Raw genomic sequence first — 17,229 nt, 5'->3', positions numbered from 1 at the left:
CCTGGAGCCGCAGTGACCCTCAAGCAGACCCCCCGTCCCGGTGTCCCGCTCGTCCTCGTGAGCGGCCTCGCCCCGGGACCGAACGCCACGCTCGCCGAGCTGCTGCGCGTGGCCGAGCCCGGCACCGCCGTCGTCCACCACGACCTGCGCGAGATCCACTCCGGCGTCGTCCGCCGCCGGCTGCGGCTGGAGCAGCGCGACCAGCTGTCCGTCCTCGAGCTGGCCCACGGCTGCGTGTCGTGCACCCTGCGCGAGGACCTGCTCCCGCTGCTGCGGCACCTCGCCCGGCTGCCGCAGGTCCGCCGGATCGTCGTCCGGCTCGACGAGGCCATGGAGCCGGAGCCGGTCAGCTGGGCGATCCGGAACGTCCTGGTCGGCGACCACCCGGTGAGCGACGACGTCGACCTGCGCGCCGTGCTCACCGTCGTGGACTGCGCGACCTTCCTCGCCGACGCGACCGGCGACGACGTCCTCGCCGAGCGGAACCTGCGGGCCGGCCCGGAGGACGAGCGCACGGTCGCCCAGGTGGCGCTCTCGCAGGTCGAGTTCGCCGACGTCCTCGTGCTGGCCGGCGCGGCCGGCGACGCGTGGACCGCGGCGAAGGCGTCCGCGGTGCTCGACCGGGTCGCGCCGTCGGTCCCCCGCCTCGAGCTGTCCCGGATCGACGGGCACAGCGTGCTCGACGCCGTCCCGTCCGATGCCCGCCGCGGCGAGGTCACCGACATGCACGGCGCGTTGCTGCGCGGCGAGCCGCCCGTGCACGTCGACTGCGGCATCGGCCTGGTCACGTTCACCGCGCAGCGCCCGTTCCACCCCGAACGGCTCCACGACGCGCTGGACGTCCTGCTCGACGGCGTCGTCCGGACCCGCGGGCGCGCGTGGGTCGCGAGCCAGCCGGACGTCGCGTTCTGGATCGAGTCGGCGGGCGGCGGGCTGGGCATCGGCCACGCCGGGCCGTGGCTCGCGGCGCCGGACGGTCCGGCGTGGACGGACGTCTCCCCCGAGCGCCGCACCCTGGCGTCCCTGCGCTGGGACCCGGTGCACGGCGACCGCGCGCAGGAGCTCGTCGTGGTGACGGACCAGACAACGCCCGATGAGATCGACGCGGCCCTGCGCGGCGCTCTACTGACCGAAGACGAACTGGCCGCCGGACCCGCGGAGTGGCAGAGCTACCCCGACCCGTTCGGAGACTGGCACGAAGAGCCGTGCGAGGACACCGAAACCGACCCGGCGCGGCACGACGCGACCGCGGTGAACCGAAAGGAAGACCAGTGAAGACAAGCATCCACCCCGACTACCACGCCGTGGTGTTCAAGGACTCGTCCACCGGCGACGCGTTCCTGACCCGCTCCACCATCACCTCCGACAAGACCGTCGAGTGGTCCGACGGCCGGACCTACCCGCTGGTCCTGGTCGACATCAGCTCGTGGTCGCACCCGTTCTGGACCGGCACCCAGCGCATCATGGACAGCGCCGGCCAGGTCGAGAAGTTCCACCGCCGCTACGGGAAGCGGGGGACGCGCTGATGGCCGTCCCGAAGCGCAAGAAGTCGCGGAGCAACACCCGCTCCCGGCGTTCGCAGTGGAAGGCCGCGGTGCCGGACCTGGTGCCGATCAAGGTCGACGGCGAGGTTCAGCTGGTCCCGCGCCGGCTGATGCGGCACTTCCACTCGTGACGGTCCCGGTCACGGTGCTGTCCGGCTTCCTCGGCGCCGGCAAGACGACGCTGCTCAACCACATCCTCGCGAATCGCGCGGGGCTGCGGGTGGCGGTGATCGTCAACGACATGAGCGAGGTCAACGTCGACGCGGCGCTCGTGCGCTCGCAGGAGCGCCTCGTCGAGCTGACCAACGGGTGCATCTGCTGCACCCTGCGCGAGGATCTCCTGGAGGAGGTGGCCGCGCTGTGTTCGGACGGCCGTTTCGACCACGTGCTGATCGAGTCGAGCGGGATCTCCGAGCCGATGCCGGTGGCGGCGACGTTCACCTTCCTGGGCGCCGTCGCCCACCTCGACACGATGGTGACGGTGGTGGACGCGGCGAACTTCGCGCGTGAGCTGGCGGCGGGCGACTCGCTGGTGGAGCGGCGGCTCGACCAGTACGACGGCGACGAGCGGACGGTCAGCGACCTGCTGGTCGACCAGGTCGAGTTCGCCGACGTACTGCTGCTCAACAAGACGGACCTCGTCCCGGACGTCGACCGTCTGGTGGCGACGCTGCGACGGCTGAACCCCGCCGCGGACGTCGTCACCGGAAGCTTCGGGAAGGTGCCCCTCGACCGGGTCTTCGGCACCGGCCGCTACGACGCCGAACGGGCCCAGGAGGCGCCGGGGTGGGTGGCCGAGCTGAACGGGGACCACGTGCCGGAGACCGAGGAGTACGGGATCTCCAGCGTGGTCTTCCGCGCGTCGCGGGCGTTCGACCCGGCGGCTTTGTGGGACTTCGTGACGCGGCGGCTGGACTCGGGCGAGTTCGGGACCGTGGTGCGGTCCAAGGGGTTCTTCGCGCTGGCGTCCCGGCCCGGGGTGACCCGGCTGTGGTCGCAGGCCGGCGCGGTGGCCCGGTTCGAGCCGCACGGGATGGCCGCGGAACCGCGGCAGGAGCTGGTGTTCATCGGCGTCGATCTGGCGGGGGAAGCACTCCTGAAGGCCCTGGACGGCTGCCTGGGTGAGCCGACCGGGCCGGACCCGTTTCCCGAGTGGGACCCGGTCCACGCTCCTCTCGCGTAGGCGGGTCGTGAGTGAGAAACCGGGTTAGAACACTGTTTCTCACTCACGACCCGAAAGCTCCCGGCTCACCCGATAACGGCCGGTCCGTCCGAGTTGATCAACCCAGGTTTATCAGTCTAGGTTGACGATCGTGACGGACGAGGACCTCCTCCAGGCCAGCGCCGACCTGCGCGTCGCGCTGGGCCGGGTGATCCGGCGGCTGCGGCAGGGGTACGTCGTCGGGGAGCTGACGCTGCCCGAACGGTCGGTGCTCTCCCGGCTCGACCGGGAGGGCCCGGCCACGCCGGGCTGTCTGGCCGACCTCGAACGCGTCAAGCCGCAGGCCATGGGTGTGACCCTGGCCGGGCTGGTCGACCGCGGGCTCGTCGAGCGGCGCAAGGACGACTCCGACGGCCGCAAGGTACTGATGTCGGTCACCGAAACCGGCGTCAAGCTGCTCACCGACCGCCGTTCGCGGACGACGGAGAAGATGGCGACCGCGCTGGCCGAGAAGTTCACCGCGGCCGAGCAGCGCGAGCTGATCGCGGCCATCCCGCTGATCGAGCGGCTGGCGGACGAGCTGTGACGACGCAGCTCACGAGCGGCCGCTACAAGTGGGTCGCCCTCTCCAACACCACGCTCGGCGTGCTGATGTCCGCGCTCGACGGCTCGATCGTCATCATCTCGCTGCCCGCGATCTTCCGCGGCATCGGGCTCGACCCCCTCGCCCCGGGCAACATCGGCTACCTGCTCTGGATGATCCTCGGCTACCTGCTGGTCCAGGCCGTGCTGGTGGTGACGCTCGGGCGGCTCGGCGACATGTTCGGCCGCGTCAAGATGTACAACCTCGGCTTCGTCGTCTTCAGCGCCGCGTCGGTCGCGCTGTCGTTCGACCCGTTCCACGCGGGCGGCGGCGCGCTGTGGCTGATCGGCTGGCGGATCGTCCAAGCCGTCGGCGGCTCGATGCTGACGGCGAACTCGGCCGCGATCCTCACCGACGCCTTCCCCGCGGAACAACGCGGCATGGCGCTCGGCGTCAACCAGATCACCGCGCTGGCCGGCCAGTTCCTCGGCCTGGTCGTCGGCGGGTTGCTCGCGGAGATCGATTGGCGTGCCGTGTTCTGGGTGAGCGTCCCGTTCGGGTTGCTCGGCACGATCTGGTCGATCCGCAGCCTCCGCGAAGTCGGGACGCCCAAGCGCGCGAAGGTCGACTGGGGCGGCAACGTCACCTTCGCCGCCGGGACCGCGTTGCTGCTGGCCGCGATCACCTACGGCATCCAGCCCTACGGCGGCGCCGCGACCGGCTGGGGCAGTCCGTGGGTGCTCGGCGGGATCGGCGCCGGCGTGCTGCTGCTCCTGCTGTTCGGCCTCATCGAGACCCGCGTCGCGGCGCCGATGTTCCAGCTTTCGCTGTTCAAGATCCGCGCGTTCGCCGCCGGCAACGTCGCCGCGCTGCTGACCTCGGTCGCCCGGGGTGGCATGCAGTTCATGCTCATCATCTGGCTGCAGGGGATCTGGCTGCCCCTGCACGGCTACGACTACGAGCGCACCCCGCTGTGGGCGGGCATCTACCTGCTGCCGCTGACCGTCGGGTTCCTCGTCGCGGGTCCGGTGTCGGGCTACCTGTCCGACCGGTTCGGGGCCCGGCTGTTCTCCACCGGCGGGCTCTTGCTGGTCGCGGCCGCGTTCCTCGGGTTGCTGGCGTTGCCGGTGGACTTCCCCTATCCGGCGTTCGCCGCGCTGCTCGTCCTCAGCGGGATCGGCCAGGGCATGTTCTCCGCGCCCAACACCTCGGCGATCATGAGCAGTGTGCCGACCGAGCAGCGCGGGGTCGCCTCCGGGATGCGGGCGACGTTCCAGAACTCCGGGACGTCGTTGTCGATCGGCGTGTTCTTCTCGCTGATGATCGCCGGGCTGGCGTCTTCGTTGCCGCAGACGTTGACCAGCGGGTTGCAGGCCCACGGCGTCCCGGCGTCCGTCGCGGACGGCGTCGCCCAGCTGCCGCCGGTGAGCACGCTGTTCGCCGCGTTCCTCGGCAGCAACCCGGTCGGGCACCTGCTCGGCCCGGACGTCCTGGCCGGGCTGTCCCCGGCCGACCGCTCGACCCTGACCGGCGGGGAGTTCTTCCCGCAGCTGGTCTCCGGTCCGTTCCACCACGGCCTGGTGGTCGTGTTCACGGCGGCCGCGGTGATGGCCGTCGTCGCCGCGGTGGCCTCCGCTTCCCGCGGCGCGCGTTACTTCCACACCCCCGAGGGATCGAAGGAGAACCGATGACCGACGAGATCGTCGCCGGGACCGTCACCATCACCGGCCACGGCGGTGACGAGCTCGAGGCCTACCTGGCCAAACCCACCGACACGACGCCCCGCGGCGGCGTCGTGGTGATCCACCACATGCCCGGCTACGACGCGGCGACGAAGGAGATGGTCCGCCGCTTCGCCGTCGAGGGCTACAACGCGCTGTGCCCCAACCTGTACACGCGCGAAGCACCGGGCGCGGACCCGGACGACGCGGCCGCCACGGTCCGCGCGGCCGGTGGCGTCCCGGACGACCGGCTCGTCGGTGACGTCTCGGGCGCGGCGGACCACCTGCGCGCGCTCGAGAACGCGAACGGCCGCATCGGGGTCATCGGGCACTGCTCGGGCGGCCGCCAGGCGTTCCTTTCGGGTTGTTCCCTGGACATCGACGCGGCGGTCGACTGCTACGGCGCGTTCGTCGTCAACGACCCGCCCGAGGCGATGAAGCAGATGAAGCCGCTGCTCGGCCTGGCGTCCCGGCTGTCGTGCCCGCTGCTGGGCCTCTTCGGCGCCGACGACCAGTTCCCCGGCCCGGACGAGGTCGCCGTCCTGGCGGCCGAGCTGGAGAAGCTGGGCAAGCCGCACGAGTTCCACACGTACGCGGGTGCCGGCCACTCGTTCTTCGCCGTCGACCGCCCGAGCTACCGGCCGGAAGCCGCGAAGGACGGCTGGGAACGCATCTTCGACTTCTACTCCCGCACCCTGACGGTCTGAGAGGACTTCGCCATGTGCACTTACCTGACCGAGAAGTTCGCGCTCGAAGGCAGCGGCAAGGGCGCCCGCGGCTGGTTCCGCCTCAACGAGGGAACCGTGTACGTCGACCACCCGGTCCACGCGCCGTACGGCCACACGGTGAACATCGACTTCCGCAACCCGGGCCTGGGCGCTTCGGCACGGGTCGCGTTGGAGTTGACCGAGGAGGACGCGCTGGCGCTGGCGGACGCGATCCACGCGGCCGTCAAATCAGCTCCCGAAGGGCTGGCTTCCCGCGACCAGTGAGCTTTCAGGGCGTGTAGAGCGCGCCCAGGAACTCCAGCAGCAACCGCTCCCGCAACGGCGCCGGTGCCGTTGCGAGGAGCGCGTTGATCGGGGCCATCCGGTCCGGGAGACCGGCCGCGCCGCCCAGGCCCGCCGCCGCCAGCAGCCCCGCGAACTGTTCCGACGTCAGCGTCGCCGGATCCAGCGCCGCGACGAAGTCGGCCACGGCGGGGTCGATCACCACCGGTCCCGCCGCGCGTGCGGCATCCAGAGAAGCCGCCAGGTCCGTCAGGAACTCCTTCTCGCTGCCGCGGTTGGCCGCCGTCACCGTCAGGTGCAAGTTCACCGGGGACGCTTCGAAAGCGAACTGCGGCTGGACGTACCAGCCGCGCGTCTTCATCTCGTCCGCCACCGTGAACAGGTCGAAGCCGTCGTCGCCGGTGAACGCGATCAGCGTCGACACCGGGTCGCCGAGCACCCGCAGACCCGGCAGTTCCCCGATGCCGGCCCGGATCCGGGAAACCGCTTCCCGCGTGGACGAAGCCAGCTGCAGGTAGCCGTCCTCGCCGAGGTGCCGGACCACCGCCCACGCCGCCGCGAGCGGGCCGCCCGAGCGCGTGCTCTGGATCGTCGTGTTCAGCATCGTGTAACCCGGCCAGGCCGCGCTCGCGAAGTAGTGCGAGCGCCGCAGTTCCGCCGACGCGTGCAGCAGCACCGACGTGCCCTTCGGGCAGTACGCGTACTTGTGCAGGTCCACCGAGATGCTCGTGACGCCGGGGACGCGGAAGTCGAACGGCGGGACGTCGGCGCCGAGGCGCGCGAAGTACGGCAGCACCCAGCCGCCGATGCACGCGTCCACGTGCATCCGGACGCCGCGTTCGAGGGCCACGGCCGCGATCTCGGCCACCGGATCGAGGACGCCGTGCGCGTACGACGGCGCGCTCGCCACCACCAGCACCGTCGAGTCGTCGATCGCCGCGGCCATCGCCGCCGGGTCGGCGCGGAACGTCACCGGGTCGACCGGGACGTCGATCCGCCGCAGCCCGAACAGGTGCGCCGCCTTGTGGAACGCGGCGTGCGCGGTGGTCGGCAGCACGATCGACGGCGACGCGACCGAAGGGTGCGCGTCCCGCGCGGCGAGCACCGCCAGCAGGCACGACTCCGTACCGCCGGACGTCACCGAGCCGACCACGCCCGGAACGTCGCCGAGCAACGCGGAAGCGGCCGAGACGAGGTCGTTCTCCATCCGCAGCAAGCTCGGGAACGCCGTCGGGTCGAGGCCGTTCGCCGACGACGCCAGCGCGTGCGCGGCCGCCCCAAGGGTGTCCACTTCGGACAACCCGCTGTCGTAGACGTAGGCGAGCGTGCGGCCGCCGTGCGTCGGCAGGTCACCCGCGCGCAGCTCCCGTAGTGCCGCGAGGACGTCCTCAGGCGGGTTCATGACGCGGCTCCAGCACCTTGCGCCGCAGCAGCGGCAGGGCCAGCGCGATGAGCACGCCGGGGATGATCGACGCGCCGAACAGGATCGCGACGATCGCGCTGTGCGGCTGGGCCGCGGTCGCGTCGGTGCTCGAAACGTACCCGCCGAACGCGAGGATGATCGCCCACAGGCCGCCGCCGAAGGCCAGCCCGAGCGTCTCCCCCGCGGTCCAGACCCCGGCCGCGATCCCCGCCCGGGTCTCGCCGGTGCGCTCCTCCTCGGCGGTGATCAGGTCGGGCAGGATGGCGAGCGGGAACACCGAGATCCCGGCGTACCCGACGCCGCACAGCGCGACGAAGACCAGCGTCACGGCCAGCGGCAGCGACTGGGCGAAGACCAGGCCGAGCAGGCCCAGCGCGAACGCCGCCGTGGCGATCCGGAAGCCGTTGAGCTTGCCGACGCGGTCGCCGAGGCGCGGCCACAGCGGCATGGTGACCAGCGCCGGGCCGACGAAGATCACGAAGATGATCGTCCCGTAGCCCTCGTCGCCGAGGATGCGCTGGGCGAAGAACGGGATCGCGGCGAGCACCGTGCCGATGCCCAGTGCCTGGATGAAGTACGAGCCCAGCAGCCAGCGGAACGGGCGCCAGGCGGCGAGCGTGCGGACCAGTTCTTTCAGGTTCACGGTGTTCGGCCGCAGCGAGCCGACCGGCGCGTCCTTGAGGCCGAAGTACACCAGCAGCGTCGCGGCCAGCACGATCAGCCCGATCACGACGGCCATCACCCGGTAGCCGGCGACCCCGCCGATGCCGGTGCTGATCGCGGGCGCGCCGCCGCCGCAGATCAGGATCGTCACGGCCAGCACGCCGATGCGGACGCTGGTGAGCTTGGTGCGCTCCGCCCCCGACGAGGTGAGCTCGGCGGGCAGGGCGTTGAACGGCACCTGGAACAGCGCGTACGCCGTGGCGCAGAGGGCGAACGTGATCGCGACGTACAGCGCGTCCGGCAGCGGGGTGCCGAACCCGGGGTGGGCGAACATCGCCGCGAACAGGATCGCGACGCCGATGCCGCCGATGAGCAGGAAGCGGCGGCGGCTGCCGGTCTTGAGCAGGTCCGCGTCCGACATCCGGCCGGCGATCGGGTTGAACAGGACGTCCCAGGCCTTGGGCACGAACACGATCGCGGCGGCCCACCCGGCGGGCACGGCCATCGTGTCGGTGAGGTACTTGACCAGCACGAGGCCGGGGACTGTGCCGAAGGACCCGGTGACGAACGAGCCGAGCGAATACCTGAACCGCGTCCGGCCGGACAGCGTCGTCATGGTTCTCCTCGCAGAACGAATCCGATGAGGCGATCAGTAGTGGATCTCGGCCCGCACCGGGTAGTGGTCGGAGGGAATCGTGCCACCGTCGTAATGCACCAGCCGTACCGGGCCGACCTCGGCGCGTCGCACCGAGCCCACGTAGTCCAGCGAGTCGCGGTAGGTCGCCGGGACGGACTTCGCCGCGTCCGGGTTGGTGACGGCGTCGAAGGTGTACTCCCCCGCGCCCGCCGTCCGCAGGGGCCCGCCGAGCGCGGCCGCGCCCTGCTCGGCCTGGGTGCGGCCGGCGGCGTCGCGACGGTCCTGCCCGGCCCAGTACTCGATGTTGAGGTCCCCGGCGACGGCCACGGCGTCGCCCGCCGGGACGCGCGCGGCGACGAGGTCGCGCAGCTCGCCGAGCTGCGCCATCCGCACCTGGTGCGCTTTCGGCAGCGTGTCGGGCGCTTCGTCGGCCTGCAGGTGCGTGCCCGCGAGCCAGAGCGCCTTGCCGTGGGCGAAGATCCGGACCAGCGCGGCACCCTTGTTGGACAGGTAGTCGGCGGTGCCGGAGTAGGAGGTGCGGTAGACGAGCTGGTGCTTCTCGGTGATCGGGTACTTGCTCAGTACGGTCACGCCGCCGTTGACGACGATCGGCGAGTTCGAGCAGGTGCCGCTCACCGACGTCCAGCCCGGCGACGTCGAGCAGGACTGGCCGACCAGCGGCGTCCGGAAGGGATACGCGTCCACGAGCCGGTCGCGCAGGCCCTCGGCCTGGGCGCTGAAGGCCTCTTCGAGGACGACGACGTCGGTGTCCTGCGCGCGGATGACGCGCTCGGCGGCCTGGGCCCGGGCCTCCTTGTCCGAGGTGTTCGGGTTGGCGATCCACGGCAGCTGCCAGAGGTTGAAGCTGAGCACGCTCACGGCCGCGTCCGCGGCCCGGGCGGGCGTGGCGACGAGGGCGAAGGCGGTGACGACGGCGGCGAGAAGGGCGGTCCTGCGCACGCGGGGTCCTTTCCGGATCACGAGACGACGAAGGCGCGGGAGGTCCCGCCGAGCTGGGCGATGGCTCCGGTGAGCCCGTGCTTCCACGCTCCGGAGTGGACGACGCGGTACTTGCCGGCCGGGGTGTTCGCGGGGATGTCCCAGGTGACCTCGGCGCGTGACTCGCTCACGAACGTCCGCGTCCACCGGAACTTCGTCGCCCAGTCGCCGTCGTCGGCGTGGCGGACCCAGCGGCCGTCCACGTACCGCTGGACCTCGAGGAACGTGCCGTCGCGGCGGAGGTCGTTCTTCGGGTGGCCGGTCACGAACGCGACCGAGACCTGTTCGCCGCGCCGGTAGCTGCGGTTGGCGTCGGTGACCACGTCGCCGAAGTTCTTCAGCAGCGGCGCGCTGTCGAAGACGACGCCGGGCTGGAAGTTCACGAGCCTGCCGCGCAGGTCGCGCGGGACCGGCCCGTGCGGCACCGGCGTCCCCGCCTTCATCGCGGCGGCCAGCTTCCCGAACTCCTGCTGGTACGCGGGCAGCGTGTAGCGGCCGAAGAGCGTCGACGCGCCTTCGTACTGCTGGGAGTCGTACTCCTCGGGCGTCGTGACGTACTGGCTGTAGGCGTTGGAGTAGCCCTGCATCAGGACGTTCTCCAGCGGCACGCCCAGCGCCTCGGCGACGGTCTTCCGGATCCGCAGCCCGGCGACGATGGTGTACTCCGCCGGCCCGGCGACGAGGTGCAGCTGTCCGATCCGGACAATCTGCAGCGGCAGCACCTCCGGCGCCCACGGGTAGGGCTTCATCGCGCCGAACGGCACCGCGACGACCTTCGGCGCCTGCGCGTCGGCGAGGGCCCGCGGGATCGGCGCGTCGATGCCGCCGAGCCAGTCGATGAAGGGGTTCTTGACGCCTTCGGGCAGCGGCAGGCCGGGCCCGTCTTCGGTGCTGCCGGCGAGCATCGAGACGCCGATCGCGGCGGTGCAGGTGCGGTGCGGACGTCCGTCCGGGGTGAACCGGGGGTCGACGTCCACGGCGGACATGTCCACATAGGTCAGCCGATGGTCGACGCCGCCGGTTACGGTCTCGCTCGCCGCGTCGAACGCGCGTTTCGCCGCCTGGAACTGGAGTTCGCCGATGCGCCGGGTGTTCTCGAACTCCGTCTCGGGCGTGCCGGGCTTCAGGTCGAGGTTCGGCGTCATGTCGCCGGAGTTGGTCTGGGCGAACGCGGCGACGAACCCGGGCGGGCCGTCGAGGTAGCGGACGCCGGCGTGGTCGTGCTCCCACGTGTAGGCGGCGTAACCCTTGTTGTCGCTGCTGATCAGGTGGTTGCCGTTGCTCATCGACGTGCCGTGCGTGGCGAACCAGGTGATCGCGCCGACGTCCTGGCCGCCTTGGCGGAACCGCAGCACGGTGACCGCGGGGTCGATCGAGAGCGGGAAGTGGTCCTTGTCGGGGTTCAGTTCGAAGGCGACGCGGGACCGGTTGGCGCTGGCCTCGGTCAGCTCGGTGCGGCCGAGGGTCAGCTCGCCGGGCTTCAGGTTCTCGTGCGCCCGGCCGATCGCGTCGACGATCCCGGCGACGACGGCGTCGTACGTCTGCTGCTGGAAGCCGAGGATCGCCAGGTCGTAGGCGGCGTAGTGCGAGTCGCCGCCGCACGCCGAATGCGTGTGGGTGGCGTTGAGCAGGACGTTCTGCTCGGTGTAGCGGTCGCCGTACTTCCGGGCCAGCTCGCGCAGCACGCCCTGGTGGACCGACTGGAACAGCGCGCCCAGCTCGGCGGTGACGAAGACGATCCGCTTCGCGCCGTCGTCGACGATGTAGGCGCGGGCCCGGGTGCGCAGGTGGATGCCGGCGGTCTGCTGCTGGGGCATGGAGTAGCCCATCATGCCGTTCTCGGCGGCGGGCCCGGTGACGTCGCCGATCCCGACGCCCACCTTGAGCGAGGAAGCGGCCGCGGCGGGTCTGGCCACGGCGGCGAACGGGAGCGCGGTGGCTCCGGCCAGGACGGTACGACGACTCACCCGCATACGGTCTCCCGACTAACGTGAACGACTTTCGCGTTAGTCGGGGACCGTACGTGAGCGCCGCCACCCGGGCAACCCGACAAAAGTGCCGTCAAGCCGCCCGGGCGCCGTCGATTCGCCGGTCAGCCGAGGGCTTCGGCGATCTTCGTCAGCGTCGCCGCGTCCCCGCGGAGCAGCAGCTGGGTGACCACCGTTTCCTCCCAGGCCTGCAGCTCGTCGCGGATCTTCGCGGCCGGCCCGATCAGCGACGTGTCCTCCACGAGTGACGTCGGGATCGCCGCGGTCGCCTCGTCCTTGCGGCCCGCGAGGTACAGCTCCTGGACCTTGTCCGCCACGTCCTCGTAACCCAGCCGGGCGAAGACGTCGTGGTGGAAGTTGACGCTCTTCGCGCCCATCCCGCCGATGTAGAGCGCGAGCGACGGCTTGATCCACGAAGCCGCCTCTTCGACGTCGTCGTGCACGATCACCGGGATCGAGCACGGCACCTCGAACGTCTCCAGGGTGTGCCGGGCGCCTTCACGGGCGAAGCCTTCCGCCAGCGCCGCCTTGTAGAAGTCATTGCTCTTGGGCGAGAAGAACAACGGCAGCCAGCCGTCGCCGATCTCCGCCGACAGCGCGACGTTCTTCGGGCCCTCCGCGGCCAGGTGGATCGGGATCTCCTTGCGCAGCGGGTGGACCGTCGGCTTCAGCGCCTTGCCGAGCCCGGTGCCGCCCTTCAGCGGCAGCTGGAAGTGCTGGCCGTCCAGGGTCACCGGGGCTTCGCGGGCGATCACCTGCCGGACGATGTCGACGTACTCCCGCGTCCGGGCGAGGGGCTTCGGGTACGGCTGGCCGTACCAGCCCTCGACGACCTGCGGGCCGGACGCGCCGAGCCCGAGCACCATCCGGCCGCCGGAGAGGTGGTCGAGCGTCATCGCGCTCATCGCGGTCGCGGTCGGCGTGCGCGCCGCCATCTGGACGATGTTGGTCCCGAGCCGGATCCGGCTGGTCGACGCGCCGTACCAGGCCAGCGTCGTGAACGCGTCCGAGCCGTACGCCTCCGCCGTCCACACCGAGTCGAAGCCGAGCTCCTCGGCCTTGAGCACCGCTTCCAGTGCGCCCGGCGTCGGGCCACTGCCCCAGTACCCGACGTGGAATCCCAGCTTCACGAATGCCTCCTAGACGTTCGGCGCGTAGTGCTCGGGCTTGCCCCGCTCCGACAGCGGCGGCAGGTTCCTGGGTGGAGTCTCGACCAAGGCGGCGTCCGGAGCCACCTCGCCGCGCTCGCGCCGCCAGCCGGCCCGGGCCCGCGGGTGGTAGCGGCGGTCGTGCGGGACGAGCTTGAACACGGCGTTGATCAGCTGGCCGACCCGCCGGTGCCGACGCGCGTCGCGGCCGGTCCAGCGCAGGCCGAGCAGGTCGCGGATCTCGCGGTCGTAGAGCCCGGTCGTCAGCCAGACGAAGTTCTTCGCGATCAGCGCGCTCACCGGGCGCCAGAGCGCGTCCGGCAGCCACGGCAGGAACGGCGGCTTCGCGATCCCGCCGAGGTCGAGGACATCTCGGGTGGCCTTGTTGTCCTCCAGGACGTCGGCGCACATGTGCTTCCAGTAGCGCTGGAAGTCCTCCCAGCTCTCCGGCACCGGCCGCATCGTCAGGTCGTACATCCGCCACCACGTGACGTGCTCGTCGAACAGCCGCCGCTTCTCTGCCTCGCCGATGCCGCCCATGAAGTGGTCGGCGATGAGGATCGTGCTGACGAAGAACGTGGAGTGCGCCCAGTAGTAGGTGTCGGGATCGAGCGCGTGGTAGCGACGGCCTCGAGCGTCGACGCCCTTGATGCGGTCGTGGTAGCCGCGCACCTGCAACGCGGTCGCGTGGGCGCGCGGGCCGTCGTAGACGACGCCGCCGATCGGGTAGAGCGAGCGGAACAGCCGCTGCCAGCGCTCCTCGAAGAACCGCGAGTGCTGCTCGACGCCGGCGCCGAGGCCGGGGTGCATGTTCTGCATCGACCCGGCCCACAGGGCGATGAGCAGGCCCCGCCAGTCACCGAAGTACTTCCAGGTCAACGAGTCGGGACCCAGGGGTTCGGGCGATTCCCTGCTCATCGGCGGCTCTCCTCGTCGAGTCGGAACTGACTACGGCTGTTGTCAGGCTAGGATCTGACAACAGCCGTAGTCAACCGAGGAGTGATCATGCCGGGCCGCACGTGGGCGGGCACGACCCTGGACGACCGGAAGGCGCTGCGGCGCGAGCAGCTCGTGTCCGCGGGCCTCGAACTGCTGGGCACCGAAGGCTCGGCCGGGACGAGCGTGCGCGCGGTGTGCCGGCACGCGAAGCTCACCGAGCGGTACTTCTACGAGAGCTTCGCCGACCGCGAGGAGCTCGTCGCCGCCGTCTACGAGCACGTCGGCGAGCAGGCGCGCCAAGCGCTGGTGGACGCGGTCCGCGACGCGCCGACCCCGGTGCTGCGGGCCGAGCACGCCGTGCGCGCGTTCGTCGAGCTGATCGTCGACGATCCCCGGCGGGGCCGGATCCTGCTCCTCGCCCCGCTGACCGACCCCGCGCTGACCCGCCGCGGCCTGCACCTGCTGCCGGTGTTCGCCGCGCTCGTCGGCGAGCAGCTGACCCGCGGCGACGAGACAGAGCGGCAGATGGTCGCCGTCGGGCTGGTCGGCGCGCTGAGCAACGTCTTCATCGCCTACCTCGACGGCTCGCTGAAGGTTTCCCGCGAACGGCTCGTCGCCCACTGCGTGCGGCTCGTGCTCGGCGCCGACGACCACTGACCTCACCTCCGACCTCGTGACACTGGCGGGGAAGATCGGGCACACTCAACCCATGCGTACCGCTGGGCGGAACGACGGCGCGAGCGGCGACGGTCTCGTCGCGACCCGGCTCGCCGCGCTCCTGGAAGCCTTCCGGCCGGGCGACGAGGCCCTCGGCGTCTCCGAGCTGGCCCGCCGGACCGGGCTGGCGAAGACGACGGTGCACCGGCTGGTGGGCCACCTCGCCGACACCGGCCTGCTCACCCGCGAGGACGGCGCGGTGCGGCTCGGGCTGCGGTTGTTCGAAATCGGCCAACTGGCCTCACCGCGGCGCGGGCTGGTCGAAGCGGCTCGCCCGTACCTCGCCGACCTCCGCGAAGCGACGCGCAACACCGTCCACCTCGCCATCCTCGAAGGCACCGAAGTCGTCTACCTCGACGTGCTGCGCGGCCCGGACGCGCCGACGCTGCCGTCGCGCATCGGCGGCCGGTTCCCCGCGCACGCCACGGGAGTCGGGAAGGCGATCCTCGCGTTTTCTCCGGAATCCGTGGTGAACGAGGTGATCGACGCCGGATTACCCAGGATGAGCCCGAAGACGATCACCGCACCCGGCCTGCTGCGCCGGCAGCTCAGCCGGGTCCGGGAGGACGGGATCGCCTTGGAACGCGAGGAATCCGGCGTCGGCGTCGTGTGCGCGGCCAGCCCGCTGCTCGACTCCCGCGGCGTCGCGGTCGCCGCGGTCTCGATCTCCGGCTGGGCCAACCGGATGCGGACCGAACGGGTCGCGCCCGCCGTCCGCACGGTCGCACTCGCGTTGACCCGGACACTCTCCGGATCCACTCGGGACAGTCGGAAATAATCTTGCGGGACAAGGCTTTTCGGATCTCTAGGCCGTCCGGCTGACGTAACCGTCCCGAGCTGGACGGGTGATCGGGAGCGGCTACGATCCGTCGAATGGCCCAGCACAGCTGGGGGACGACGTTCTCGGGCCGCTCCCCCGCGACCCCTTCCGAGCCGGCGGCCGGTCACCGGTTGCTGTCGCTCGACATCGTGCTCGCCCTGCTGGCCCTCGCCGGCGGCCTGCGGGTGCTCTACCTCGCCGCGCCGAGCCCGGCCTTGCCCGCCGAAGCCGCGAACGTCGCCCACGCCTACGCGCTCGGCCACTTCACGCCGTTCACCGACGCGGGCGGCGCCGGCGTCAGCCCGTTCGGCTGGTGGCAGCTCTCGGCGTACACGATGGTTTCGGACGCGTTCGGCCGCTCGGCGACGGCACTGGCCGCGGTCCGGGAGACGATGCTCGTCGCCGCGGTGGCCGGTGCCGTGCTGCTGTGGGTGCTGGCGCGCCGGCTCGGCCTGACGCGGTGGGCGTCGGCGGCCGCGGTGGTGCTGCTCGCGGCGTCCCCGCTGGCCCTGGGCCTGCAGCGGCTCGTCGTCGTCGAGCACCTGGCGGTCGTGTGGGCGCTGGGCGCGCTGGTGCTCGTCACCCGGCCCGACGCGCGGATCCGGCACGACATCTACGCCGCGGTCTGCCTGCTGGCCGCGGTGCTCACCTCGCCGCTCGCGCTGTTCTTCCTGCCCGCGGCCGGCTGGCTGCTGGTGCGGCGCGCGCCCGTGCGGGCCGCGCTGGTGGCGGTGCTGCTCAACCTCGGGCTCGGCATCGCGTTCGGCCCGGCGGCCGGGATCCTCCGGCCGCACCTCGCGGCCGCGGGCCGTCCGTCGGTCGCCGACTGGGTCGCGCTCGACCCGGCGTGGGCCGTGCTGTCGACCTTCGCGCTGGTCGCCGCGCTCGCCGTGACGTCCCTGCGGCCGTTCGCGGTGTCCGGCCTGCTGCTCGCCGCGACCCTGGCTGTGCCGGGTGTGCCGCACACCGCCGTGCTCGCCCTGCTCCTGCCGGTTACGCCGCTGCTGCTGGCCGGCGTCGTGCAGGCCGTGCTCCGGCAGCGCGCCCCGGCCCACCGCGGGGAAGCGGCCCGGCGGCCCGGGAAGGGTGTCGTGCTCGCCGCGGTCGTCCTCGTCGCGATCGTGGCCGCCGGCTGGGTGTACGGCTACCCGGCCCTCCGGCCCACGACCGACCGGGGCGGCCCGCTGGCGGACGCGCAGGAGTGGTTGCGGGCCAACGCTTCCGGCTCTCGCGTGCTCGTCGACGACGCCGCCTGGGCCGAGCTCGCCAAGGCAGGCTGGCCGACCGGCATGCTCGTCCCGCCCGCGGCGTGCGCGGCCGCCTGCCCGCCCGCCGAGTGGGCCGTCTTCGCCGACGACGCGACCGACCTGCGCCGCGCCTATCCCGCGATCGAAGCCGCCTTCGCCAACTCCGGCGCGACCGCCGTGTTCGGCACCGACCCCGCGGTCAAGATCACCGTCTCCCGCCTCGGCCTGCCGCCGGCCGACCCGGCCGCGCCGTCGGAAGCGTCGGCGCGCGCCCACGCCGGCGAGGCCCTCCAGGCGTCGGCCCGCATCACTTTCGCCCCGGACGCCGCCGCCGTGCTCCGCGCGGGCCGCGTCGACCCGCGGCTGATCGCGACGATCGCCGCGCTCGCGGCCCTGGAACCGGTCCGGGTCGCGGCGTTCCCCGAGGTCCCCGGCGAAGACCCCGCCGGGCAACCCCGCCGCCGGGTCCTGCTGACCGGCGGCGAAGACGGCGCGGCCGCGTTCTACACCGGCCAGCGCGACCTGTTCCGCCCCTCGTCGGTCGCCCGGACCGGCGGTGGCGTGCTCGTCACCTACCCGCTGTTCGCACCCCCGGGACTGCTCGTCCCGTTCTCCTCCCCCTGACCGG

The 17,229-nt window shown here is 71.9% G+C and carries 17 protein-coding genes; 11 read left to right on the top strand and 6 right to left on the bottom strand.

Going from position 1 to position 17,229, the window contains the following annotated elements; all coding sequences use genetic code 11:
* Positions 1-12: 12 nt before the first annotated feature.
* The 8 genes from mrf to AA23TX_RS48865 all read left to right on the top strand — a co-directional run bounded on the left by mrf (position 13) and on the right by AA23TX_RS48865 (position 6,002).
* Complete coding sequence (gene mrf / locus AA23TX_RS48900) at positions 13-1,275, top strand: ribosome hibernation factor-recruiting GTPase MRF (protein WP_155549870.1); 1,263 nt, start codon at positions 13-15, stop codon at positions 1,273-1,275.
* On the top strand, positions 1,272-1,526 hold the full coding sequence (locus tag AA23TX_RS48895) for a type B 50S ribosomal protein L31 (protein ID WP_155549869.1): 255 nt from the start codon (positions 1,272-1,274) through the stop codon (positions 1,524-1,526). The genes mrf and AA23TX_RS48895 overlap by 4 nt, the downstream gene beginning before the upstream one ends.
* Positions 1,526-1,675 (top strand): 50S ribosomal protein L32, encoded by a 150-nt coding sequence (rpmF, locus tag AA23TX_RS48890; RefSeq protein WP_155549868.1) that lies wholly within the window; start codon positions 1,526-1,528, stop codon positions 1,673-1,675. Before AA23TX_RS48895 ends, rpmF begins: the two co-directional genes overlap by 1 nt.
* Positions 1,672-2,727, top strand: a complete 1,056-nt coding sequence (locus tag AA23TX_RS48885; protein ID WP_155549867.1) for a GTP-binding protein — start codon at positions 1,672-1,674, stop codon at positions 2,725-2,727. The genes rpmF and AA23TX_RS48885 overlap by 4 nt, the downstream gene beginning before the upstream one ends.
* A 130-nt stretch (positions 2,728-2,857) precedes the next feature.
* Complete coding sequence (locus AA23TX_RS48880) at positions 2,858-3,292, top strand: MarR family winged helix-turn-helix transcriptional regulator (protein WP_230863148.1); 435 nt, start codon at positions 2,858-2,860, stop codon at positions 3,290-3,292.
* Positions 3,289-4,980, top strand: coding sequence for an MFS transporter (locus AA23TX_RS48875; protein ID WP_277875502.1), 1,692 nt, complete (start codon positions 3,289-3,291; stop codon positions 4,978-4,980). The genes AA23TX_RS48880 and AA23TX_RS48875 overlap by 4 nt, the downstream gene beginning before the upstream one ends.
* Positions 4,977-5,717 carry a dienelactone hydrolase family protein gene (locus AA23TX_RS48870; protein ID WP_155549865.1) on the top strand — a complete coding sequence of 247 codons (741 nt, stop codon included), beginning with the start codon at positions 4,977-4,979 and terminating at the stop codon, positions 5,715-5,717. The genes AA23TX_RS48875 and AA23TX_RS48870 overlap by 4 nt, the downstream gene beginning before the upstream one ends.
* A gap of 12 nt (positions 5,718-5,729) precedes the next feature.
* Positions 5,730-6,002 (top strand): DUF6295 family protein, encoded by a 273-nt coding sequence (locus AA23TX_RS48865; RefSeq protein WP_155549864.1) that lies wholly within the window; start codon positions 5,730-5,732, stop codon positions 6,000-6,002.
* A 4-nt stretch (positions 6,003-6,006) separates the two neighbouring features.
* Here the strand turns inward: AA23TX_RS48865 and AA23TX_RS48860 are convergent, their stop codons facing one another.
* The 6 genes from AA23TX_RS48860 to AA23TX_RS48835 form a co-directional block, all read right to left on the bottom strand.
* Positions 6,007-7,422: a pyridoxal phosphate-dependent decarboxylase family protein gene (locus AA23TX_RS48860; protein ID WP_155549863.1), complete on the bottom strand. Its 1,416-nt coding sequence runs from the start codon at positions 7,420-7,422 to the stop codon at positions 6,007-6,009.
* Positions 7,409-8,722, bottom strand: coding sequence for an MFS transporter (locus tag AA23TX_RS48855; protein WP_155549862.1), 1,314 nt, complete (start codon positions 8,720-8,722; stop codon positions 7,409-7,411). Before AA23TX_RS48855 ends, AA23TX_RS48860 begins: the two co-directional genes overlap by 14 nt.
* A 33-nt stretch (positions 8,723-8,755) precedes the next feature.
* Entirely contained in the window at positions 8,756-9,703 is a 948-nt protein-coding gene (locus AA23TX_RS48850) for a sphingomyelin phosphodiesterase (protein ID WP_155549861.1), read from the bottom strand.
* Between the two features lie 17 nt (positions 9,704-9,720).
* Complete coding sequence (locus tag AA23TX_RS48845) at positions 9,721-11,715, bottom strand: neutral/alkaline ceramidase (protein WP_155549860.1); 1,995 nt, start codon at positions 11,713-11,715, stop codon at positions 9,721-9,723.
* 119 nt (positions 11,716-11,834) lie between these two features.
* Complete coding sequence (locus AA23TX_RS48840) at positions 11,835-12,860, bottom strand: LLM class F420-dependent oxidoreductase (RefSeq protein WP_155549859.1); 1,026 nt, start codon at positions 12,858-12,860, stop codon at positions 11,835-11,837.
* Positions 12,861-12,869: 9 nt separating this feature from the next.
* Positions 12,870-13,796 carry an oxygenase MpaB family protein gene (locus tag AA23TX_RS48835; protein WP_155549858.1) on the bottom strand — a complete coding sequence of 309 codons (927 nt, stop codon included), beginning with the start codon at positions 13,794-13,796 and terminating at the stop codon, positions 12,870-12,872.
* Positions 13,797-13,883: 87 nt separating this feature from the next.
* Between AA23TX_RS48835 and AA23TX_RS48830 the strand changes: the two genes are divergently transcribed.
* The 3 genes from AA23TX_RS48830 to AA23TX_RS48820 all read left to right on the top strand — a co-directional run bounded on the left by AA23TX_RS48830 (position 13,884) and on the right by AA23TX_RS48820 (position 17,225).
* Positions 13,884-14,474 (top strand): TetR/AcrR family transcriptional regulator, encoded by a 591-nt coding sequence (locus AA23TX_RS48830; RefSeq protein WP_155549857.1) that lies wholly within the window; start codon positions 13,884-13,886, stop codon positions 14,472-14,474.
* A gap of 52 nt (positions 14,475-14,526) precedes the next feature.
* On the top strand, positions 14,527-15,312 hold the full coding sequence (locus tag AA23TX_RS48825; RefSeq protein WP_155549856.1) for an IclR family transcriptional regulator: 786 nt from the start codon (positions 14,527-14,529) through the stop codon (positions 15,310-15,312).
* A 95-nt stretch (positions 15,313-15,407) separates the two neighbouring features.
* Positions 15,408-17,225, top strand: coding sequence for a glycosyl transferase (locus tag AA23TX_RS48820; protein ID WP_155549855.1), 1,818 nt, complete (start codon positions 15,408-15,410; stop codon positions 17,223-17,225).
* Positions 17,226-17,229 lie beyond the last annotated feature (4 nt).

Origin of the sequence: Amycolatopsis camponoti, assembly GCF_902497555.1 — a bacterium.
GTDB classification, from domain to species: domain Bacteria; phylum Actinomycetota; class Actinomycetes; order Mycobacteriales; family Pseudonocardiaceae; genus Amycolatopsis; species Amycolatopsis camponoti.
This window is presented reverse-complemented; position numbering and strand designations above follow the sequence as displayed.